At 63.9% G+C, this 20096-nt stretch carries 18 protein-coding genes and 1 tRNA gene; 2 read left to right on the top strand and 17 right to left on the bottom strand.

Going from position 1 to position 20096, the window contains the following annotated elements; translation table 11 throughout:
• Positions 1-41: 41 nt before the first annotated feature.
• Positions 42-992: a sugar-binding transcriptional regulator gene (locus QX071_RS06405; RefSeq protein ID WP_315701729.1), complete on the bottom strand. Its 951-nt coding sequence runs from the start codon at positions 990-992 to the stop codon at positions 42-44.
• Between the two features lie 309 nt (positions 993-1301).
• Here QX071_RS06405 and QX071_RS06400 point away from each other — a divergent pair, with 309 nt between their 5' ends.
• The gene (locus QX071_RS06400; protein ID WP_315701730.1) at positions 1302-3203 is read left to right on the top strand and encodes an alkaline phosphatase family protein; all 1902 of its coding nucleotides are present in this window, start codon (positions 1302-1304) and stop codon (positions 3201-3203) included.
• 89 nt (positions 3204-3292) lie between these two features.
• Here QX071_RS06400 and QX071_RS06395 read toward each other — a convergent pair whose 3' ends face one another.
• On the bottom strand, positions 3293-5227 hold the full coding sequence (locus tag QX071_RS06395; protein WP_315701731.1) for a methyl-accepting chemotaxis protein: 1935 nt from the start codon (positions 5225-5227) through the stop codon (positions 3293-3295).
• Positions 5228-5585: 358 nt separating this feature from the next.
• Here QX071_RS06395 and QX071_RS06390 point away from each other — a divergent pair, with 358 nt between their 5' ends.
• Positions 5586-5996 (top strand): flagellar basal body rod protein FlgC, encoded by a 411-nt coding sequence (locus tag QX071_RS06390; protein WP_315701732.1) that lies wholly within the window; start codon positions 5586-5588, stop codon positions 5994-5996.
• A 396-nt stretch (positions 5997-6392) separates the two neighbouring features.
• Here the strand turns inward: QX071_RS06390 and aqpZ are convergent, their stop codons facing one another.
• The 15 genes from aqpZ to QX071_RS06315 all read right to left on the bottom strand — a co-directional run bounded on the left by aqpZ (position 6393) and on the right by QX071_RS06315 (position 20091).
• Complete coding sequence (gene aqpZ, locus QX071_RS06385) at positions 6393-7133, bottom strand: aquaporin Z (protein ID WP_315701733.1); 741 nt, start codon at positions 7131-7133, stop codon at positions 6393-6395.
• A gap of 238 nt (positions 7134-7371) precedes the next feature.
• The gene (locus tag QX071_RS06380; protein ID WP_315759776.1) at positions 7372-7794 is read right to left on the bottom strand and encodes a DNA mismatch endonuclease Vsr; all 423 of its coding nucleotides are present in this window, start codon (positions 7792-7794) and stop codon (positions 7372-7374) included.
• A 30-nt stretch (positions 7795-7824) separates the two neighbouring features.
• Positions 7825-9528: an ATP-binding protein gene (locus tag QX071_RS06375; protein WP_315701735.1), complete on the bottom strand. Its 1704-nt coding sequence runs from the start codon at positions 9526-9528 to the stop codon at positions 7825-7827.
• Between the two features lies 1 nt (position 9529).
• Entirely contained in the window at positions 9530-10657 is a 1128-nt protein-coding gene (locus QX071_RS06370) for a DNA cytosine methyltransferase (RefSeq protein WP_315701736.1), read from the bottom strand.
• Positions 10658-10889: 232 nt separating this feature from the next.
• Positions 10890-11141 carry a hypothetical protein gene (locus tag QX071_RS06365; RefSeq protein WP_315701737.1) on the bottom strand — a complete coding sequence of 84 codons (252 nt, stop codon included), beginning with the start codon at positions 11139-11141 and terminating at the stop codon, positions 10890-10892.
• 1024 nt (positions 11142-12165) lie between these two features.
• Positions 12166-12241, bottom strand: a tRNA-Phe gene (locus tag QX071_RS06360).
• A 173-nt stretch (positions 12242-12414) separates the two neighbouring features.
• Positions 12415-12621, bottom strand: coding sequence for a DNA gyrase inhibitor YacG (yacG, locus tag QX071_RS06355; RefSeq protein ID WP_315701738.1), 207 nt, complete (start codon positions 12619-12621; stop codon positions 12415-12417).
• A 53-nt stretch (positions 12622-12674) separates the two neighbouring features.
• The gene (locus QX071_RS06350; RefSeq protein ID WP_315701739.1) at positions 12675-13304 is read right to left on the bottom strand and encodes a Maf-like protein; all 630 of its coding nucleotides are present in this window, start codon (positions 13302-13304) and stop codon (positions 12675-12677) included.
• 192 nt (positions 13305-13496) lie between these two features.
• Complete coding sequence (locus tag QX071_RS06345) at positions 13497-13958, bottom strand: arsenate reductase ArsC (RefSeq protein WP_315701740.1); 462 nt, start codon at positions 13956-13958, stop codon at positions 13497-13499.
• A 54-nt stretch (positions 13959-14012) separates the two neighbouring features.
• A complete protein-coding gene (locus QX071_RS06340) occupies positions 14013-14519 on the bottom strand; it encodes a UPF0262 family protein (RefSeq protein ID WP_315701741.1) in 507 nt (168 codons plus the stop codon).
• Entirely contained in the window at positions 14516-15811 is a 1296-nt protein-coding gene (gene hisD / locus QX071_RS06335; protein ID WP_315701742.1) for a histidinol dehydrogenase, read from the bottom strand. Before hisD ends, QX071_RS06340 begins: the two co-directional genes overlap by 4 nt.
• Before the next feature lie 71 nt (positions 15812-15882).
• Entirely contained in the window at positions 15883-16335 is a 453-nt protein-coding gene (locus QX071_RS06330) for a DUF2948 family protein (RefSeq protein ID WP_315701743.1), read from the bottom strand.
• A gap of 19 nt (positions 16336-16354) precedes the next feature.
• Positions 16355-17644: a UDP-N-acetylglucosamine 1-carboxyvinyltransferase gene (gene murA / locus QX071_RS06325; RefSeq protein ID WP_315701744.1), complete on the bottom strand. Its 1290-nt coding sequence runs from the start codon at positions 17642-17644 to the stop codon at positions 16355-16357.
• A gap of 105 nt (positions 17645-17749) precedes the next feature.
• Positions 17750-18253, bottom strand: a complete 504-nt coding sequence (locus QX071_RS06320; RefSeq protein WP_315701745.1) for a hypothetical protein — start codon at positions 18251-18253, stop codon at positions 17750-17752.
• A gap of 122 nt (positions 18254-18375) precedes the next feature.
• The gene (locus QX071_RS06315) at positions 18376-20091 is read right to left on the bottom strand and encodes an FAD-dependent oxidoreductase (protein ID WP_315701746.1); all 1716 of its coding nucleotides are present in this window, start codon (positions 20089-20091) and stop codon (positions 18376-18378) included.
• Positions 20092-20096 lie beyond the last annotated feature (5 nt).

The following is a 20096-nucleotide window of genomic DNA, read 5'->3' as shown; positions in this document are numbered from 1 at the left end:
GCCAGTCCGCAACCGGCCGCGGCGGTCTCAGTCGCAGCACGTCACGCAAGAATGGCGCGCGCGGTCGCCTCGTCGGTGATCAGGCCGTTGATCAGGCGCCCGGCAAGCGCGGCGCGGATCGCCGGAATTTTTGCCGGCCCAAGCGCCGCGGCGATGGTCATCGCTTTCGCCGGCACGTCCGGCGGAATGCTGGTCAGGCGGCGGTTGGTGCCGCCCTGGATCAGCCGGCCCTTGGCATCATAGGCCCAGCCGGTGATCTCGCCGACCGCGCCCAGCCGCATCATCTCGGTGAGCTCGTCACGGGTGACGAAGCCATCGACATACATCTGCGCCTTCTGGTCCATCTGGCCGATGCCGATCAGCTTCAGGTCGGCCTTGTCGGCCACCGCCTTGACCTTGGTGATCGCATCGAGCCGGACCATGCGGTCGCGCTCGTCTTCGGAAGCCATCAGGAACGGCAGCGGCATCGGGTAATGCCGCGCGCCGGTGCGGTCCGCGAGCCGGCCGACGGTATCGAAGAAGCTTGCCGAGCCGTCGGCCAGGATGTTGCCGACCAGCGAGACGATCTGATGCTCGGGCCGATCGATCGGGGAAACGCGCTCGACCGCGGCGCGCACCGCGCGCCCGGTGCCGAGCGCGATGATGACCGGCGTCTCCGCGCGCAGGGTCAATTCCAAAAGGTTGGCGCAGCGCTCAGCGATGCCGGCCGCCGCTGCCGGCGCGGCCGGATCGGTGGGCACCACCTCGCAATGCACGAGATCGAACCGGCTCTTGAGCTGCGCCGCCAGCTCCATGCAGGATGCGATGGGATGTTCGAGCCGGAAGGTGATGAGACGCTCGGCGAGGCAGAGCGAGACCAGCCGCTGCGCCGAGGCGCGCGACACCTGCAGCATCTTGGCGATCTCGTCCTGGGTATGACCGGCGATGAAATAGAGCCAGCCGGCGCGCGCGGCGTCGTCGAGACGGGACTTGTCGCTGTCGTTGGCGGCCATGGCGCCGTTAAAAATCCCTCTCTGGGGCGGGCATCGGCGCACCAGAACATATGATCTTCATATGGGCAATAGCTCGCGCCGCGAGGCAACCGCGTTGTCCCGTCCGATCGGCCGCTCCGCGTCCTCCGCCATGCACGGCAGCGGCTATTTGCGATTGCGTTGCAAGAGCGTTCGTGACCGCCACGTCACATTGGTTTCATCAAACCGACTCGCAACTGACAACGCACGGAAATGTGGGGACACGATAAGGGCGGCGAGGACCTTCGCGACGTTTCGTCGCGCCTCAGCTTTCCCAATTGGAGACGATTCATGAAAGTGCCCACAGGGCGGTTCAAGGCGCTCTGCCTCGCCACATCCGTGCTCTTCACCGCCACGAGCGTCATGCCGGCCTTTGCCGGCGCGTCGACCACCACGCCGATCGAGCATGTCATCATCATCGTCGGCGAGAACCACACGTTCGACAACCTGTTCGGCACCTACAAGCCGAAGGCCGGCCAGACCATCGACAACCTCCTGAGCAAGGGGATCGTCAACGAGGACGGCACGCCGGGGCCGCACTTCAAGAAGGCCGAGCAGCGCATCGGCCGCGACGAGGTCCGCTACAACGCCGAGACCGCCTCGACCGGCGCCTACACGACGCTGCCGCAGCCCTACACGACCTACGGCATCGGCCTGCCGCAGAACGTGCCGGATACCCGCTTCCCGGCCAACCTGCCCAACGGCCCGTACCAGATCTCCAAATACGTGCCTTACGCCGCCTATTCCGGCGACCCCGTGCACCGCTTCTTCCAGATGTGGCAGGACATCGACGGCGGCAAGCACGACAAGTTCGTCTGGGTCGAACAGACCATCGGCACCGGCTCGAACGGCGCGCCCTATCCCGCCGGCGGCTTCAACCCGAAAGAAGGCGCGATCTCGATGGGATTCTACAACATGAATCCCTACACGGACGCGTCCGGCAAGGCGCAGAGCGGCGATGCGCCGTTCTTCAAGCAGCTCGCCGACACCTATGCGATGAGCGACAATTATCACCAGGCGATCATGGGCGGCACGGGCGCCAACTTCCAGGCGCTGGTGAACGGTCACGCCGCCTTCTTCACCAATCCGGACAAGCTCGACGGCTCGGCCGCGGTGCCCTACGCCAACCAGATCGAGAATCCCGATCCGGTCGCCGGCACCAACAACTACTACACGCAGGACGGCTATAGCGGCGGCTCCTACGTCAACTGCTCGGATCCGAGCGCGCCGGGCGTCTCGTCCGTCAACGAGCAGCTCTACAAGCACGGCGTCGCCGACGGCAAGTGCGCGTCGAATACCTATTACCTCGTCAATAACTACAACATGTACTGGAACCAGACCTCCAGCGCGACGCGCAAGCTGGGCTCGGACCAGTTCACGCTGCCGCCGCAGTCGGCGCCGACCATCGCCGACGTGATGACCAAGCACGGCATCTCCTGGAAGTATTACAGCGCCGACCGCGGCAACGATCCGACCACCTTCGCGAGCTCGGTCGACGGTGTGTCGCTGCTGTTCCACTCCTATTGCGGCATCTGCGATCCGCTGACGGGTTATCTCAGCATCATGAAGAACCCGACTGAGGAAGCCAAGCTGCAGAACTACGGCGCCTTCCTCAACGACGTCCAGAACAACACGCTGCCGGCGGTGTCGTTCGTGCGTCCGTTCGAGGCGCTGGCCGGGCATCCGGCCGACTCCACGACCGACCTCTATGAGAAGTTCCTCGGGGAGCTGATCAATCGCGTCAAGGCCAATCCGCAGCTGTGGGCCAAGACCGCGATCATCATCACCACCGACGAAGGCGGCGGCTACTACGACTCAGGGTATGTGCAGCCGGTCGACTTCTTCGGCGACGGCACCCGCATCCCCTTCATCGTGGTGTCGCCCTATGCCAAGCAGGGCTATGTCGATCACACCTATTATGATCACGTCTCGGTGCTGAAATTCATCGAGCGCAACTGGCGCCTGCCGAAGATCTCCTCGCTCAGCCGCGACCACCTGCCGAACCCGATCCACGACCGGTCCGAGCACCGCTACAAGCCGCTCAACCGTCCGGCGATCGGCGACCTGATGAACCTCTTCACCTTCGGCGATCGCGACGACGACGGCGATCATGACCGTGACGATCATCACGGCTGGAACGAGCACGGCGTCTTCGGCGGCCACCAGGCCTGGAACTGGGGCTGGCGCTACTGATCGCGAAAGCAGCCATCAACAACAAAGAGCCCGCAGCGGTCACCCGCTGCGGGCTTTCTCATTGCGGTCGATGTTGATCGGTCGGGCGCCTAGCGCTCGAAATCGGCATCGCGTTGATCGCCGCCGCCATTCATGTCGAAGGCGAAGCCGCCGCCCGCCGCGACCTTCGCCGCGCGCACCGGCTTTGCCGCTGGGATCGGCTTGCGCGCGCCGCGGCCGGCGGCCGGGCTTGAACCCATCGCGGACGCCTTGGCGCGGAGCTGCTCGACGGCGTGATCGACCGGCGCGTAGGCGCGGTCGTGGCCCTGCTCGATACGGAAGTAGGAGATCGTCGCCTGCAGCTGCTCGGCCTGCGAGGCCAGCTCTTCCGAGGTGGACGACACCTGCTCGGAGGCGCTGGCGTTCTGCTGGCCGACCTTGTCGAGTTGCTGGATCGCCTGGTTGATCTGCGCCGAGCCGACATCCTGCTCGCGGCAGGCGGCGGTGATCTCCTCGACCAATTCGGCCGTCTTCTTGATATCTGGCACCAGCTTGGCCAGCATGGAGCCGGCCTCCTGCGCCACCTTCACGGTGTCGGTCGAGAGCGTGCCGATCTCCGCCGCGGCCGCCTGGCTGCGCTCGGCGAGCTTGCGCACTTCGGAGGCGACCACCGCGAAGCCCTTGCCGTGCTCGCCGGCGCGGGCGGCTTCGACCGCCGCGTTGAGCGCGAGCAGATCAGTCTGCCGCGCGATCTCCTGCACGATGGTGATCTTCTCGGCGATGGTCTGCATCGCCTGCACCGCGCGGCCGACGGCGGCGCCGCTCGCCTCCGCGTCCTTGGCGGATTGCGCGGCGATCTTCTCGGTCTGGCTGGCGTTCTCGGCGTTCTGCTTCACGTTCGCCGCCATCTCCTCCATCGAGGACGAAGCCTCTTCGGCGGAGGACGCCTGCTCGGTCGCGCCCTGCGAGAGCTGCTCGGCGGAGGCCGACAGCTCCTGGCTGCCGGCGGAGACGTTCTGCGCCGCGGTCAGCGCTTCGGACACCACCTGGCGGAGCTTTTCGACCATGCGCTCCAGCGCGATGCCGAGCTTATCCTTGTCGGTGATGCGTTTGGCCTCGACGGTGAGATTGCCCTGCGCGATCTCATCGGCGACCGCGGCGGTGGCGTTGAGGCTCGCCAGCATCTTCTGCAACGCAAGGCCCAGCGTGTCCTTGTCGGAGAGCGGCCTGGCCACGACATCCAGATTGCCCTGCGCGACCTCGCCGGCCACGGCGGCGGTCGCGTTGAGGTTGGCAGTCATCGCGGTCAACGCCTTGATCAGGTCGCCGACCTCGTCGTCGCTGGAGGCCTCGATGGTCTGGCCGAGGTCGCCGATTGCGACCGCATTGGCAAGGTTCACGGCGCGACCGAGGCCGCGGCTGATGTTGAGCGCGATCAGCACGGCGGCGGCGATCGCGACCAGCAGGGAGACGAGGACCAGGCTGACGACGATCATCTCGGCGCGGGCGCCTTCCTGTTTCGCCTCGTCCGAGCGGTCCGCCATCAGCTTGCGCAGGAAGGCGACATATTCATCGAGAATGGCGCCTGCTTCGCCGACCGATTTGCGAACCTCGGTGGTCGACACCTCGACGCCCTTGGCGCGATCGGTCTTGGCTATCTTCAGCGCCTGGTCCTGCGCATTGTTCATCTGGGCATAGGCGGCAACGAAGCGGTCGAGCAGCTTCTTGCCGGTCTCGGTGGCGGTGGCGTAGACGTCGTCCTTGGTCTTCAGCAACTTCACACGCAGATCGCGCACATCGTTGGTGTAGCGCTCCACGTCGGCCTCGGCAGAGGCGAGATGCGCGTTCTTCTCGGCACGGATCTGCAGCAGCATCAGCTCCTTGAGCTGGGCGGCCTTGTCCTGGCGGCCGGCCGCGCCGGTCAGAACCTCCGTCGTCGTCGCCAGATCGTTGAGCTTCAGGTAGGCGACCGCACCTGCAACGGCGGACAGCAGGATCACGAGGCCAAAAGCCGCGGCCAACTTCGTCTTGACAGTCAGTCTCATCTCCGGTCCCCAATCAGATGCTTTGCGACGCGCGGGCCGTGCAGATTGCAAGGTCTCATCCGGCGCGCGCAACGCGCTCCGATCTGCCGGATCGAAGCAGCATGACTTCCCCTGGCGGCAGTATCGGTGCAGAGAGTAAGCCAAACCTTAAGGTAGCGCGGTAAAGCTTCCCGCAAGTGGCGCCCCGCGCCTTTGCACGCCGGCGCGCGGCGCTCAGGCTGATCCCGGGCTGTCCGGCCTTCATGGTAAACGGCGCCTCACCGGCCGCGCGCAAATGCCGCGCTCTATTTTAGGTCCTGCTTGCGGTCGCAGGCGCTAGTTAGATGACGGCACGAATCGTCCTCCGCGGGTCCCGTCGATGAGCAGCATTTCCAGCATCGCATTGTCCGGCATGAATGCGGCGTCGCGCCGGCTCGAAGTGTCCGCGAGCAACGTCGCCAATGTCACGAGCACGGGCGCGCTGCCGAACACCGACGGCACGGTGCCTTCAGGCGCGCCGCAGGCCTATGCGGCGCTCGATGTGGTGCAGACTGCGAGCGCCGATGGCGGCACGCAGACCAGCGTGAGGACCAGCAATCCGTCCACCGTCGCAAGCTCGGACCCGCAGGCGCCGTTCGCCAACCAGAACGGCCTCGTCGCCGCGCCCAATGTCGACCTCGCGCAGGAGATGATCGGCCAGATGGTCGCCAAATATAGTTACGTGGCCAATCTGAAGGTCATGAAGGCGGACGAGCAGATGAGCAAGGCGCTGCTCGACGTGAAGGCGTGAGGGCGAGAGTACCGCGCCGTCATATCCTGACGCTCTCGCGATCTTGCCTCAGAGGCGGCGGTCGCGATGGATGACATCGACGATCGTCCGGTCCGGGCCGACCAGCAACAGGTTCTGGTTCTCGACGCTCGCCTCCGGCGAGTTCCTCAGGACGAGGGCTTGTTTGCGGCAAAATGGCAGACCTCATGGTGAGATGCGCCGCATGCGGCGTATCTCCGGACGATGCTACGCATCGCCGAGAGAACCATGAGGGTCTACGATTTCGCCGCGGAAGATGTCCTCATCCTGAGGAGCCCGCCGCAGGCGGGCGTCTCGAAGGATGGCCGCAAAGAAAACCGCCGGAAGCTATTTCCAGCCATATGCGATGGCCCCGCAGCCTGTCGGGCGAGAAAGCGCTTACGCGACCTTCTGGATCTTGCTCTCTCCGATCACCTCGCCGGCGGGCTCCGGGCTCAGCCAGCGATAGATGAAGCCGCCGGCGGCGCCGCCGAGCAGCGGCGCCACCCAGAACAGCCAGAGTTGCGCCAGTGCCCAGCCGCCGACGAACAGCGCCGGCCCGGTGCTGCGCGCCGGGTTCACCGAGGTGTTGGTGACGCGGATGCTGATCAGGTGAATGAGCGTCAGCGCCAGGCCGATGGCGATCGGCGCGAATCCGGCCGGCGCCTTGCCGTGCGTCGAGCCCATGATGACGAACAGGAACATCATCGTCAGCACGAACTCGCTGAGCAGGCAGGCACCGAGCCCATATCTGCCCGGCGAATGATCGGCATAGCCATTGGCGGCAAAGCCGTCGGCAAGGCTGAAATCGGGCGCACCGCTGGCGATCGCATACAGCACGGCAGCGGCAACGATCGCGCCGATGAGCTGCGCGATGATGTAAGGCACGATCAGGCCGGTCGGAAACCGCCCGCCGCAGGCCAGCCCCACCGTCACCGCCGGATTGAGATGGCAGCCGGAGATGTGCCCGATCGCATAGGCCATCGTCAGCACGGTGAGACCGAACGCCAGGGCCACGCCGAGCATTCCGATTCCCACATCGGGCACTCCGGCCGCGATCACCGCACTGCCGCATCCGCCGAACGTCAGCCAGAACGTCCCGATCGCCTCCGCCACAAGCTTGTTGCCGTTGCCGTTCATGGTCGCCCTCCCCTCGACATGTGTGAATTGCTTGATTCCGATTCTCCCGTATCGGGAGAAGATGATCACCTCGGCAACCTGGAGTCAAAGGCGGAGTAAACGCAGCTGTGCGGGCGGATTGGCGCTAGCGTAGGGGGCCGCCGGGCAGCGCTTCGTGTATCCGACCCTGGTGATCCAGCCGGTTAACCTGCGCTCTTTACGTTCAATCCCCGGTCATAACGCGGGGGCATTCGCGAAATCAAAGACTAAGGGAGCGCTTCAACCGCTTGGATAGCTTCTCGGGGTGCTTGCATTGACACTCCCACACTGTCACGACTTTCCAACCGAGCTTCCTGATAGCTCTTGCATTTCGTCGGTCCCGTGCAACATTCTTCTCGAATTTATCGGCCCAGAATGAAATGCGAGATTTAGGCATTGTCGCCTTGGAGCAGGATGTATGGCGGTGCCAGAAACATCCGTGGACGAAAATCACACATTTTCGGTCCGGCAAGACAATATCCGGCGTGCCTGGCAACGATTTTCGATGAAGTCGATATGGGATTTCAAGCGACCGAAGAATTCGGCGCACCGCCTGCTCTGGAGCCGAATGACGTTGCCGCACGCGCGCCATTAGAGCGCTTCTCTGCGGATCGATCGTATCGAGAGCTTTTTTCGCTTTCATCGCCCCAGGCAATGTCATCGGCTAATCTGGCTACTTCGGAGGCGCGCCCTTTTTTGCGTTACCCTTCTTCTTTGCTGGGAGATTCTCCGCCACCAACGTTTTGATGCGAGCTTTGATGTTTTCGTGCTTAAGGCTGAGCAACGACTTTCCATTGGCGGTCAAGAGCCCGGTATGGCCGACGACATTCCTGACAGGCGCGTATTCGATGGCATCAAGCGTGAGAGACTTTTCTCCGGCGTTACCTTTCTTCCCTTCGACGGTAAAGGCCAAGTCGTCCATGCCGAGATAGTCAATGTCTTTGTCGTTCTTGCGAATACCATAACTCAAATTGGCCTTTGTCTTTTTTGCTGCCTCTCTTTCGCGCCATTGGTCGGCCTCTGACTTTGTGCGTTGGCTCAATGGGAGCGTTCTCTCTGCAATGTAACGACGAGCCAAATTTTCCGATAGAAAGCAATCAACGTAGGCGCCGATATTGAACTCGGCGTCATCCCGAAGCTGGTCGAGCCAGCCATCGACAACATCTCTTCGAGGGGAGGACGCGTCTGGAGAATATTCTCCGCTTGCAATGTTATAAAGATCGCGCGCTTTCCGCTCTTTCTTCGATTTGCGAGAATTTTCGTCGTCGCCTTCTTCACCCCGTTTCAGACGAAGATCGTCCCACGTGTCGAAGATTTTGGGGAGCGCCTTTTCTTTCAGGTATTTCAGGAGTGCGGCAAAATTCTTGTCGCCCTCCACAATGCCTTCGCGGCTGCTGGTGAAGGGGTCGCTCCCCTTCTTGTCCATCTTGTCGAAATGAATTTGCCCATACAGATAACTTTCGATAATCCTTTGCGACGGTATGTGCCGAAGGATATTCTTTTCGCGCAATCGGCCATTCACAAAAAGGTCTAAGGTCGCCCGCTCCTCCGTACCCGTTATCTTCAAGTTCCGCGGCTTTTCAACCGTGGCGATGAAACCGCGAACACCTAGCGCGGTCGCAAGTGCGATCGGTTTGCTTTTTAGCCGAGGAAGCGACGTTATGAATTCATCTTCGTATTTGTTGATAATCCACGCGAACTCTGTCGAATCGAGAAGGTCCGTTAGATCGTTTAACCCAACTTTGTCGTCATTGACGTAGATCGAGAAGCCCTCGTCCAAAATCGAAAAGCGGAAATACAGGGCGAGCATCTTCCGAATGTGGTCGACGGAACTCCTGATTTGCTCTTTGGTGCCTTGAAAAATTATGATGGTGCCGGATTCGTGGTCCTTCGACAGCGCAGCGAGTAGCTTTGTGTCCGGCATTTCAAGAGGGTATTGATCTGGCGTCAGATCGTGCGTGATAGCTTTGTCGAGACCCGAATTGTCAATCGTACCTCCGACATAGGCCTTGCCCTTCTTTTTCGAGAAAATCGTGATCCGATCTGCACACGATAGAAGCGCCAACTTCCCGATGCCCTTCGCGCCGATGAATGGGCGTTTGCCCGGTGTTTGCATTTTTCCATTGGCCCGTTTGGTGTACCCGATCTTCAGGAACTTACCCTGGAAGTCCCTAGCATCCATACCAGTGCCGTCGTCTTTGATAGTGAATGATCCGCTATGATGATCGATAGCGATCCAAACGTTCTTGGCATCCGCGTCCCACGAATTCGAAATCGCTTCGCCCAACACCGTGATGGAATTGCGATAAAGATTTCGCCCCAGGTGATTTAGAACACTGAGGGATATTTCGAAGTTGAAATTGTTTCTCGGGGCCATCTCATGCCTTCGCCAATTTCGAATTCTTCTTCGATCTACTGCGTGCGTATTTCGCACTGTGCGCGATCAATGTTTCGCCGATCGCTTCGGCAAGCTTTACGGGCACGGCGTTCCCGATCAGCCGTCCTATCGTCTTCAGGTATATAGGATCTCCGGATTTTACGAACCGATATCCCTTTGGAAAGCTCTGAAGTATTGCACCCTCGCGGATCGAAATGGCGCGATCCTGCGAGGGATGACCGAAGCGTCCATTCCCGAATCCAAAATATTGGGTTGTTATGGTGGGCGCTGGTTCGTTCCAGGACATTCTACCATATACGCCGGGATACGACTTACCCGTCTTGCGCTTGTGGCAACGCGCAATAAGGTCATCATCCCAATCACGCCATGATCCACCCGGCTTTGAAGCCTGGATGCGCTTCAGATTCAATTCCGACAACTTGGAAGCCTGATGCAGAGGGTCGTGCTCAGAGGCTTGCCCCGCTTTCAAACGCGGCAGCTTGGAGATTGCCTGCCTGACGGTCCTGACTTTTCGTTTCCGCTCTTTTATGAGGCTTATGGGACCGAGTTTCGATGCGAGCAGCACGAGTCGACGTCTTGTTTGCGGAACACCGAACTCGCAGCAATCGATCACCTCATGTGAGACGTGAAACCCTTCCTTTTTCAGGCGGCTGACGAATTGGCTGAACACTTCTTGCTTGGCGAGGTTGGGTACGTTCTCCATCGTAATGAGATCCGGCTGAACCTCTTCGGCCAAACGGCCAAAGTGATTCAGGAGATTCCAGCGCTGATCTGCGGTAGTTGCCTTCTGGTGATAGCTTGAGAATGGCTGACAGGGAGCACAACCCGCCAATAGCTTTAAGGAAGGTCCGCCACCGACGTCGACATCCTCGGCCGAAAGATCGACGACAGATTTGAGCAAGAACTTACTGTCGTTGTTGGCGGTATAAGGATACTCGCACGCAGGATCAATATCGACCCCTAGACGAACGTCGACCCCAGCTTTTGCAAGCCCGTTGGTAAGACCTCCAGCTCCGCAAAACAAATCTATAGCGACGATCTTCGGATGGCTCTTGCGACGCGCCCTCTTCGCGGCGTTCTTCTTCTCGGCGAGGTCACTACTATTCACCACAAACTCCGTGTCTTTCCTCCGCTTAACCGTGGCAGAACGAACGCCTCCGGCTCCGGCTTGTCCGATCGAAATGGATTGGTCGCCGACGCGGCACACAGACGGTAGCGTCACGGCATTAGTCCGCCGTTACCTCGCTCCTCCTGCAACCGAGCTCGACATCCCGCAGAGGCCCCACAACTGGAGAGTTTAATGAGCGCATGATTCTCCGCCAAGAAAAAACTACCAAATTTCAACCTGTGTTTTCGAGTGAGTTGCTCGGACATACGGGCGCCTCGGCGAGCGGCCGCCTCCCGCTTGCGCTTCTCGTCTCGACAATGCGGACAGGGATCGCCGCATGGTCGATCTCCAAAACCTCGATCTCACTCAAGAGCCGGATGTCGATTGCCTGCTCCTCTCGCATAACTGCCGCTTCCGAATGGCCATCCATGCAGACGAGTACGCCACGCCGTGCATGCACATCGCGCATCAAAGGCTTCAGCATCGGTCACATCCACCTGTCGGCTGCGGATTACGGTCACAGTGCATTCAATCAATCCTCTGACCAGGCACGCACTCCATTGCTCGACCTATCCCAGCTCTGCGCAAACTGCCCGTCGTGCCACTCTGTCGCAGTCCGTGCGCCTTGCTGCGTCGGGCAAATCACCTGCATCTTCTCGCGCATCCCGCCTCGAGCAGAGGGACGGATCGCGATCGTCACGAACGTGAGGCGGGGAGCGGTGGCCGCGACGGCTCGATGTGCGTCTGATGACGCCGACGAACGAGCCGATCGGCTTTCGCGCGAGGCTTCGACGGGAGGGTACCAAGTCCGTCGGTTCGGTTCGCGCGCGCAGGCTTTCGCGGACGGTCAAGCCGTGTGGTCCTGGCGCCTCGGTGCTGGCGCTCTGCGCAACGCTTCACGCGTTGTCGCAACGCGATGATGCCTCGCATCACGCGGACGGGGGCAAGAATGCCGATCCCCGGGGAGAGCACGGAGTAAGCCGTAACCCATCGCGCGGGGAAGGCCGGATCATCCGGCTGGACCTGTGGTTCCTGCCCCGTGCTTTTTGTTCGCACGGGGGCCACGGGCATCAGCCGATGCCCGGCCTTCCCCGCGCCCTCTCGATTTTCGAAAGGGCGGCCTGATGCAGAGCTCGGACGCCGATCGCGCCGCGAGGATGTGGACCTATGCCGCCGTCATTGCGAGCGAAGCGACGCAATCCAGAATCTCTTGCCAGCATCTCGTGCCTGGCCCTGGATTGCTTCGGCGCGTTGCGCCTCGCCATGACGGCGCTCGGAGAGGCGTCACGGGCAAAGACTGCGGTCTCTGGGATACTGGATCGCCAGGTTGAACCGGGCGATGACAGCCGAAGTGACGGCGGCCATCAATTCGGGGCTGTTTGACAGTTGAATCAGAATGCGGAGCGGTCCGGCTTCGCTCGGGAGCTTCGCCGGGTAAGCTTCACCGCTTTGCGGTCGAAGAGAGCGTCGAGCGTGGCCGCGCCACGCGTAGCCCAACGGGCGAAGCGTGGTGCCCAGGGGCGGAATCGAACCACCGACACTGCGATTTTCAGTCGCATGCTCTACCAACTGAGCTACCTGGGCGAACTCGCCGGGGCGGAAAAAGCCCGACAAGCCGGCGGGTTATAGTGGGCCGGGACGGCGCTGTCTACCGCCTGCGCACGGATTGTTTCCACATGCCGGGGATCATCGCTGAACCGGGCCGGCGGCTCCGTGACGAAGGCACGCCGCGCAGACAAGAGGCTGAAAAAGCTGGCCTATTCGACGTCGTCCTCCTCGCCCTCCCGAGACGGGATGACGTAGGCGCCGGCGAGCCAGCGGTGCAGGTCGACGTCACGGCAGCGCGGCGAGCAGAACGGGCGCACGTCGTCGGCGGCCGGGCGGGAGCAGATCGGGCAGCGGCGGACGGGCTTGGCGGAGGCCTTCACGGCGCCCTTGGACTGAAGGTGCGATTCGTTCGACATCGTCTTCTATCTAGGCACGATGGCCCGCGGGTCCATCCCTGCCGGAAGGCAGCTTACACGCCCACCGTGTTGAGCCAGCCGAAGCGGATCGGGAACCCCTCGCCGGCGAGCAGGCTCACGGTCTCATAGAGCGGCAGCCCCACCACATTGGTGTAGGAGCCGACCAGCTTGACCACGAAGGAGCCGGCGATGCCCTGCACGGCATAGCCGCCGGCCTTACCGCGCCACTCGCCGGAGCCGATATAGGCCTGAATGTCCTCGTCGCTGAGGCGCTTGAAGCGGACGCGGGTCTCGACCAGGCGCTGGCGGAAGCCTTCGCGCGGCGTCACCAGGGTGATCGCGGTGTAGACGCGGTGATTGCGGCCCGACAGCAGCCGCAGGCATTGCGCGGCCTCGTCGACCAGATTGGCCTTGGGCAAAATGCGGCGGCCGACCGCGACCACGGTGTCGGCGGCAAGGATGAAGGCGCCGCGCAACTCGTCGTCGATCTGGACCGATTTCAGCGCCGCCTCGGCCTTGACCCGCGCCAGCCGGTTGGCGCAGGCGCGCGGCAGCTCCCCGCGCTTCGGGGTCTCGTCGACATCGGCCGGACGCAGCGCGTCGGGCTCGATGCCGGCCTGATTGAGCAGCGCCAGACGCCGCGGCGAACCGGATGCGAGAACGATTTTGGGGCGGCCGAGCATGCGTGAGGGGCTAAACAGATTCGTTCGGATGAATGAGGCGCGCGGAACCTATCGGATGGGCTGTCATTCCACAACCCGACGCCGGCGCTGCAGATGAGGCGATTCACGTTCCGTCTAAGACGGTAACGTGAGCGGGACGCGACGTCGATGTTTCGGTTCGATGACAGCCGGGGTGGAACCGGCCGCAGCCGATCACAATCCGGCGGGCCGGGCGAAACGCCTGCGGATCCGCGCCAGCAGACCGTCCAGGACCTCGCGATAGGCGGCGAGCTTCTGCTCGCGATTGCCCTCAGCGCCGGTCGGATCGGGCGTCGGCCAATATTCGACATCGGCGGCGAGCGTGCGGGTCAACTCCAGCGCCTTGTGATGCGCCTCCGGCGACAGCGTGATGATGAGGTCGAAATTCAGCCCCTCCCAGTCCTCCAGCTCCTCGAACGTCATGGGCTTATGGTGCGAGATGTCCTGGCCGAGCTCGGCCATCACGGCGATCGCGAACGGATCGAGTTCGCCCTTCTTCACGCCGGCGGAGCGGACGTAGAGGGCCTGGGGGAACATGTGCTGCAACAGGCTCTCGGCCATCGGCGAACGAACGCTGTTCTGGCCGCAGGCGAACAGCACCGCCTGCGGATGGTGCGCACGCGGAGCCTCCGCCATGCGCTTACGGGCCTTCGGCCCGGAGGGCCGCCGCGAGATACGGGATCGCGCGCATCAGCCGCCCTCGCCCTTCCAGTGCAGGACGGTGATCAGCGTGAACAGCCGCCGCGCGGTCTCGAAATCGATCCGCACCTTGCCCTTGAGTCGCTCCTGCAGGGTGCGCGAGCCCTCGTCATGGATGCCGCGCCGGCCCATGTCGATCGCCTCGATCTTGTCCGGGGTCGCGGTGCGGATCGCCTGGTAGTAGCTGTCACAGATCATGAAGTAGTCCTTCACGATCCGCCGGAACGGGGACAGCGACAACAGGTGCGTGACCACCGGCGTGCCGTCCTCGCGCCGGATGTCGAACATCAGCCGGTTCGAGGTGATGCCGAGATGCAGCGTGAACGGCCCGGTGCCGGAAGCGCCCTCCGGCGCGAACAGGTTCTGCTCGATGAGATCGTAGATCGCGATCGCCCGCTCATGCTCGATGTCCGGACCGGAGCGGCCGATCGACTCCTCGTCGAGCGTCACCGCGACGATCCGATTGGTCGCATCGTCGGCTGGCGGGTTCTGGGTCATGGCAGATTGAGGCGCAATCCCACCGAGCGCGCATGGGCGTCGAGCCCTTCCGCCTTGCCCAGCGTCATCGCGGCCGGTCCGAGCGCGCGCAGCTGGTCGGGGCCGCATTTCAGCAGCGAGGTGCGCTTCATGAAGTCGAGCACCCCGAGCCCGGAAGAGAACCGCGCCGACCGCGCGGTCGGCAGCACGTGATTGGAGCCGCCGACATAATCGCCGATCGCCTCCGGCGTATGGGCGCCCAGGAAGATCGCGCCGGCGTTGCGGACCTTGGCGGCGAAGGCGTCGGGGTCGCGCGTCATGATCTCCAGATGCTCGGCGGCGATGGCATCCGCCAGCGGCACCGCCTGGTCGAGATGATCGACCTCGATGATGGCGCCGAAATCGGCCCAGGAGGCGCCGGCGATCGCGGCGCGCGGCAGGGTCTTGAGCTGGCCTTCGACGGCGCGGGCGACGTCATCCGCCAGCCGCCGGCTGTCGGTGATCAGGATCGACTGCGCGCTGGCATCGTGCTCGGCCTGCGCCAGCAGATCGGCGGCGATCCAGTCGGCATTGCCGGTGTCGTCGGCGATCACCAGCACCTCGGAGGGCCCGGCGATCATGTCGATGCCGACCTTGCCGAACACGAGCCGCTTGGCGGCCGCGACATAGGCGTTGCCGGGCCCGACGATCTTGGCGACCGGCGCGATGGTCGCGGTGCCATGGGCCAGCGCGGCGATCGCCTGCGCGCCGCCGACGCGGTAGATCTCGGAGACACCGCCGAGCTGGGCGGCCGCCAGCACCAGCGGATTGAGCCTGCCGTCCGGCGCCGGCACCACCATCACGAGGCGCGCAACGCCGGCGACCTTGGCCGGCACCGCGTTCATCAGCACGGAGGACGGATAGGCGGCGGTCCCGCCGGGCACATAGAGGCCGGCCGATTCGATCGCGGTCCAGCGCCAGCCGAGCTCGACGCCGGCCGCGTCGATGAAGCGCTGGTCGGCCGGCTTCTGCTTGAGGTGAAAGGCCTCGATGCGGTCGCGGGCGAATTTGAGCGCCTCGACCGTGGTGGAATCGCAAGCCTTCACCGCCGCTGCGATCTCGGCAGGGCTGACGCGGAGGGACGAGGCATCCAGTTCGAGCCGATCGAACTTTGCCGTCGCCTCGATCAGCGCCGCATCGCCACGCCTGGCAACGTCATCGACGATGACGCGCGCGGCGGCTTCGACGTCGGCGGAGGCCTCGCGCTTGGCGGCGAGAAACTGCCGGAAATTCTTGTCGAAATCGGCGCTGTTACGGGTCAGGCGGATGGGCATCTCTGGAGCTTTCCGGCAGGATTTTGGGTGTGCGACCCAGCATTGCTCAATGGCGCGGCGGCGCCGGGCCGTCAACCCTTCCCGCCCGGCCCCGGCTCTTCGCCGGGATCGGCGGCACCAAGTTCATCCGGGCCGAGATCGGTCAGCTCGCATTCCAGGCATTCGACGTCGAGCCGCAGCGCGCCGCCATGGGAGAACAACAGAAGCGCGCAGCCGCCGGGCGGCTCGGTCGGATGGAATTCGATCCCGATCAGCTCCAGCACGGCATCGGGTGTCTCGAGGTCGATCTTGCGGGACTTGCAGGCCAGCACCCGGTCGAACCTCAGCGCCGCCACCAGCCGTCGCGGCTCGGTCTGGCCGCACAGCGTCTGCTCCCAATCCAGCCGGTTGATGCCGATGACCAGCCGCTTCTCGGCCTGCCGCCAGATGATGTCGGCGATCTGCACCCGCGCATCCTGCACATGGGTGGAAATGACCGCGAGATCATCGGCGTCGAGCGCGATCAGTTTGAGGCGGTCGGTCACGGCATCCCACCCTCATTCGTCAGTCGCGGATGCGCTCGATCGCCGCTCCGCAGGCCTGCAGCTTCTCTTCGAGCCGCTCGAAGCCGCGATCGAGATGGTAGACACGATTGACCATGGTTTCGCCTTCCGCCGCAAGCCCCGCAATCACAAGAGATACGGAGGCCCGCAGATCGGTCGCCATCACCGGCGCCCCGCGCAGGGTCGAAATCCCCTCGATCCGGGCAGTCTCGCCGTCGAGGCTGATCTTGGCGCCGAAGCGGGCGAGCTCCTGCACGTGCATGAAGCGGTTTTCGAAGATGGTCTCGGTGATTGCCGAGGCCCCCTGCGCCCGCACCATCAAGGCCATCAGTTGGGCCTGCAGGTCCGTCGGAAAGCCCGGGAACGGCGCGGTCGTCACCTGAACGGGCCGGATGCCGCCGCCGTTGCGGGTGACGCGGATGCCTTCACGGTTGACCGTGATCTCGGCGCCGGCCTCCGCCAGCACGTCGAGCGCGGACTGCAGCAATTCGGGTCTGGCGCCGGCGAGCTGGACATCGCCGCCGGTCATGGCGGTCGCGATCGCATAGGTGCCGGCCTCGATCCGGTCGGGCAGCACGCTGTGCCGGGTGCCGTGCAGCGCCTCGACGCCCTCGACCGCGATGCGCGGCGTGCCGGCGCCTTCGATCCGCGCGCCCATCTTGTTCAGACAGTCCGCAAGATCCTTGATCTCCGGCTCGCAGGCCGCATTGCTGATGACGGTCGTCCCCCTGGCGAGGGCCGCTGCCATCACCGCCACATGGGTGCCGCCCACCGTGACCTTCGGGAATACGATCTCGGCACCGCGCAGGCCGCCGGGTGCCTTGGCGACCGCGTAGCCGCCGTCGATCTCGATCTGAGCGCCGAGCTTTTCCAGCGCCATGATCAAAAGATCCACCGGCCGGGTCCCGATGGCGCAACCGCCGGGCAAGGACACCCGCGCCTCATGCATGCGGGCCACCAGCGGGGCGATCACCCAGAAGCTCGCCCGCATCCGCGAGACCAATTCGTAAGGTGCCGTGGTGTCGATGATCTCTCCGGCCGAGATCTGCAAGGTCTGGCCCTGATACTCGCCATCGCCGTGCCGCTTGCCCACCGCGGTGATGTCGACGCCGTGGTTGCCGAGGATGCGCTGCAGCTGCGCGACGTCGGCGAGCCGCGGGACATTGTCCAGGATCAGCGTCTCCGGGGTCAAAAGAGCCGCGATCATCAACGGCAGCGCGGCGTTCTTCGCCCCCGAAATCGGGATGGTGCCATTGAGCGGGTTGCCGCCGATGATGCGAATGCGATCCATACTGATCCTGCTGAGACTGCCGGGAGGAAAGGGAGGGTTCCGGCAAGAGTCGCGACATTACGGCGATTTCATGAGTTCGCAATGGCCGGGGAACGTGCTCCTCGGCTAGGCAACGAGCGGCCTCGGCCGGAAGCGCAACAGGATGCCCGCGACCAGGCCGGCGAAAAACAGCAGCAACGCCCCCTGCACGATCAGGAAGATGGTGCCATCCGGCGGATTGCCGGGCGCGAGCGCATGCAGCGCGGGAACTTTCAGGAACCCCTGCACCGCCAGTACCACCATGTTGAGATAGAGCGCGAGCAGCGCGGTCACGAGATAGATCGGCCGCCACAGGCCCTTCAGCTTCATCCCATAGAGCGCGATGCAGGCGGCTGCGAGCAGCACCAACGAGACGATGCCGAAGATGTGCGACAGCAAGAGCCCGGTGAACGGAAATAGGAAGCCGGTGACGCTGGTCAGAATCGTAAACAACAGAAAGGTCGCGGTCAGCGCCGGCAGCGGGCGTGAGCCGAGCATGCCGAACGTAACCGCAAGACCCGTCACGATCGCGATCAGGCTGATGATGACGTGAAGCGTGGTGAACGCGGACAGGCTCAATCCGAGCATCATGGCGCAGGCTCCTCCCCCGTGACGAGCCCGCCACAATGCCAGGATCGATATGGCGAAAATGGGTATTGCCACACGGAACCCGCGAAGGTTCCACAGCGGTGCAACAAATAAGCCCCTCCTCGTCAGACCGGCGGCGTCAGCTTGTCGGCGAGAAACCCGTGCAATGCCGCCACGACCTGCGCGCCCTCGCCGATCGCACCGCCGACGCGCTTGACGGACCCCGACCTCACGTCCCCCACCGCATAGACCCCGGGAACCGAGGTCTCCAAGGACGACACCAGGCGTCCGGCATTCTGCTCCGACTGTGCGCCGGTCACGATGAAGCCGCCGCGATCCAGCGTGACGCCGCAGCCGTCGAGCCAGCCGGTGGCGGGATCGGCACCGACGAACAGAAAGAGGTTGCGGATGTCGGCCGTGGTCTGCTCGGCCGACAGCCTGCTCTTCCAGGTGATGCGCTCCAGTCCGGTGTCGGCGCCGCCATCGAGCGCCACGATCTCGGTGTTGAACATCAGCTCGATGTTCGGCGTCGCCTCGATGCGCTCGATCAGATAGCGCGACATGCTGGCGGCGAGCCCGCCGCCGCGGATGATCATCCGCACCTTGTCGACGTGGCCGGACAGGAACACGGCGGCCTGCCCCGCCGAATTGCCGGCACCGACGAGAGCGACCTCCTGGCCCGAGCACAGCCGCGCCTCGATCGGCGAGGCCCAATACCAGACACCGCGGCCCTCGAACTCCTTCAGGCGATCGATGTCGGGCCGCCGGTAGCGCGCCCCGCTCGCCACCACGACCGAGCGCGCCCGCACCTCGTCGCCGCAATCGAGCGAGAGCACGAAGGCGCCGTTCTGGCGCTGGCAATCGAGCGAGGTCACCGAGACCGGGATCATGATCTCGGCCCCGAACTTCTGCGCCTGGTTGAAGGCGCGCGCCGTCAGCGCCAGCCCGGTGATGCCGGTCGGGAAGCCGAAATAGTTCTCGATTCGCGCGCTGGCGCCGGCCTGGCCGCCGAACGCGCGGGAATCCAGCACGGCGACCGACAGGCCTTCAGAGGCGCCATACACCGCGGTGGCGAGCCCCGCCGGCCCGCAGCCGACGATCGCGACATCGTAGACCTTCTCGCCGCGCGGCCCGCCGATCATGCCGATGGCACGCGCCAGCTCGGTCTCGCTCGGATTGCGCAGCACGCTGCCGTCGGCAACCACCACCAGCGGCAGATCGGACGGACGCGGCGAATAGCGCGCGATCAGGTCGGCGGCGTCGTGATCACTGGCGGGATCGAGCAGATGATGCGGAAAGCCGTTGCGGGTGAGAAAGCTCTGCAGCCGCGCCGTTGCCGCCGATTGCGGCGGCCCGATCATCACCGGCCCGCCCGCGCCCCCCTGGATCAGATTGACCCGGCGCAGGATCAGCGCGCGCATGATGCGCTCGCCAAGCTCGGCCTCGGCGATCAAAAGCGCACGCAACCGCTCCAGGGGGATCAGAATCACCTCGACGTCGCCCTCGGCATGGCCATCGACCAACGCGGCGCGGCCGGAGAGCTGGGCGATCTCGCCCAGGAACTGGCCCGGCCCCTGATCGATCACCGGCGTGATTCGGCCGAGGCCGTCGCGCTGGGTGATCGCGACATGCCCGGACAGGATCACGAACATGCCGGGCCCCGGCTTGCCGGTCGCGAACAGCTGCTCGCCGTCACGATAGCGCCTGACCTCGCCGAAGCCGCGCAGCCGTTCGATTTCCTGCGCCGTCAGCTCCGGAAAGGTCTGGTCGAAGCGGGGCATTGTCTTGGCGAGATCGGCACGCCCCGCCGCGGCGCTGTCCCATTCGTTTTCCGCAGTCATCGCTC

The sequence above is a fragment of the Bradyrhizobium sp. SZCCHNS1022 genome (assembly GCF_032484835.1).
In the GTDB taxonomy this organism is placed as follows: domain Bacteria; phylum Pseudomonadota; class Alphaproteobacteria; order Rhizobiales; family Xanthobacteraceae; genus Bradyrhizobium.
This window is presented reverse-complemented; position numbering and strand designations above follow the sequence as displayed.

Excerpts from the sequence above, each read along its gene's own strand:
- QX071_RS06395 (WP_315701731.1), bottom strand. The coding sequence starts at position 5,227 with ATGAGACTGACTGTCAAGACGAAGTTGGCCGCGGCTTTTGGCCTCGTG.
- hisD (WP_315701742.1), bottom strand. The coding sequence starts at position 15,811 with ATGCCCATCCGCCTGACCCGTAACAGCGCCGATTTCGACAAGAATTTC.
- QX071_RS06350 (WP_315701739.1), bottom strand. The coding sequence starts at position 13,304 with ATGCTCGGCCGCCCCAAAATCGTTCTCGCATCCGGTTCGCCGCGGCGT.
- QX071_RS06340 (WP_315701741.1), bottom strand. The coding sequence starts at position 14,519 with ATGACCCAGAACCCGCCAGCCGACGATGCGACCAATCGGATCGTCGCG.
- QX071_RS06405 (WP_315701729.1), bottom strand. The coding sequence starts at position 992 with ATGGCCGCCAACGACAGCGACAAGTCCCGTCTCGACGACGCCGCGCGC.
- QX071_RS06365 (WP_315701737.1), bottom strand. The coding sequence starts at position 11,141 with ATGCTGAAGCCTTTGATGCGCGATGTGCATGCACGGCGTGGCGTACTC.
- yacG (WP_315701738.1), bottom strand. The coding sequence starts at position 12,621 with ATGTCGAACGAATCGCACCTTCAGTCCAAGGGCGCCGTGAAGGCCTCC.
- murA (WP_315701744.1), bottom strand. The coding sequence starts at position 17,644 with ATGGATCGCATTCGCATCATCGGCGGCAACCCGCTCAATGGCACCATC.
- aqpZ (WP_315701733.1), bottom strand. The coding sequence starts at position 7,133 with ATGAACGGCAACGGCAACAAGCTTGTGGCGGAGGCGATCGGGACGTTC.
- QX071_RS06390 (WP_315701732.1), top strand. The coding sequence starts at position 5,586 with ATGAGCAGCATTTCCAGCATCGCATTGTCCGGCATGAATGCGGCGTCG.
- QX071_RS06380 (WP_315759776.1), bottom strand. The coding sequence starts at position 7,794 with ATGAAAGCGAAAAAAGCTCTCGATACGATCGATCCGCAGAGAAGCGCT.
- QX071_RS06320 (WP_315701745.1), bottom strand. The coding sequence starts at position 18,253 with ATGATGCTCGGATTGAGCCTGTCCGCGTTCACCACGCTTCACGTCATC.
- QX071_RS06400 (WP_315701730.1), top strand. The coding sequence starts at position 1,302 with ATGAAAGTGCCCACAGGGCGGTTCAAGGCGCTCTGCCTCGCCACATCC.
- QX071_RS06345 (WP_315701740.1), bottom strand. The coding sequence starts at position 13,958 with ATGGCGGAGGCTCCGCGTGCGCACCATCCGCAGGCGGTGCTGTTCGCC.
- QX071_RS06315 (WP_315701746.1), bottom strand. The coding sequence starts at position 20,091 with ATGACTGCGGAAAACGAATGGGACAGCGCCGCGGCGGGGCGTGCCGAT.
- QX071_RS06375 (WP_315701735.1), bottom strand. The coding sequence starts at position 9,528 with ATGGCCCCGAGAAACAATTTCAACTTCGAAATATCCCTCAGTGTTCTA.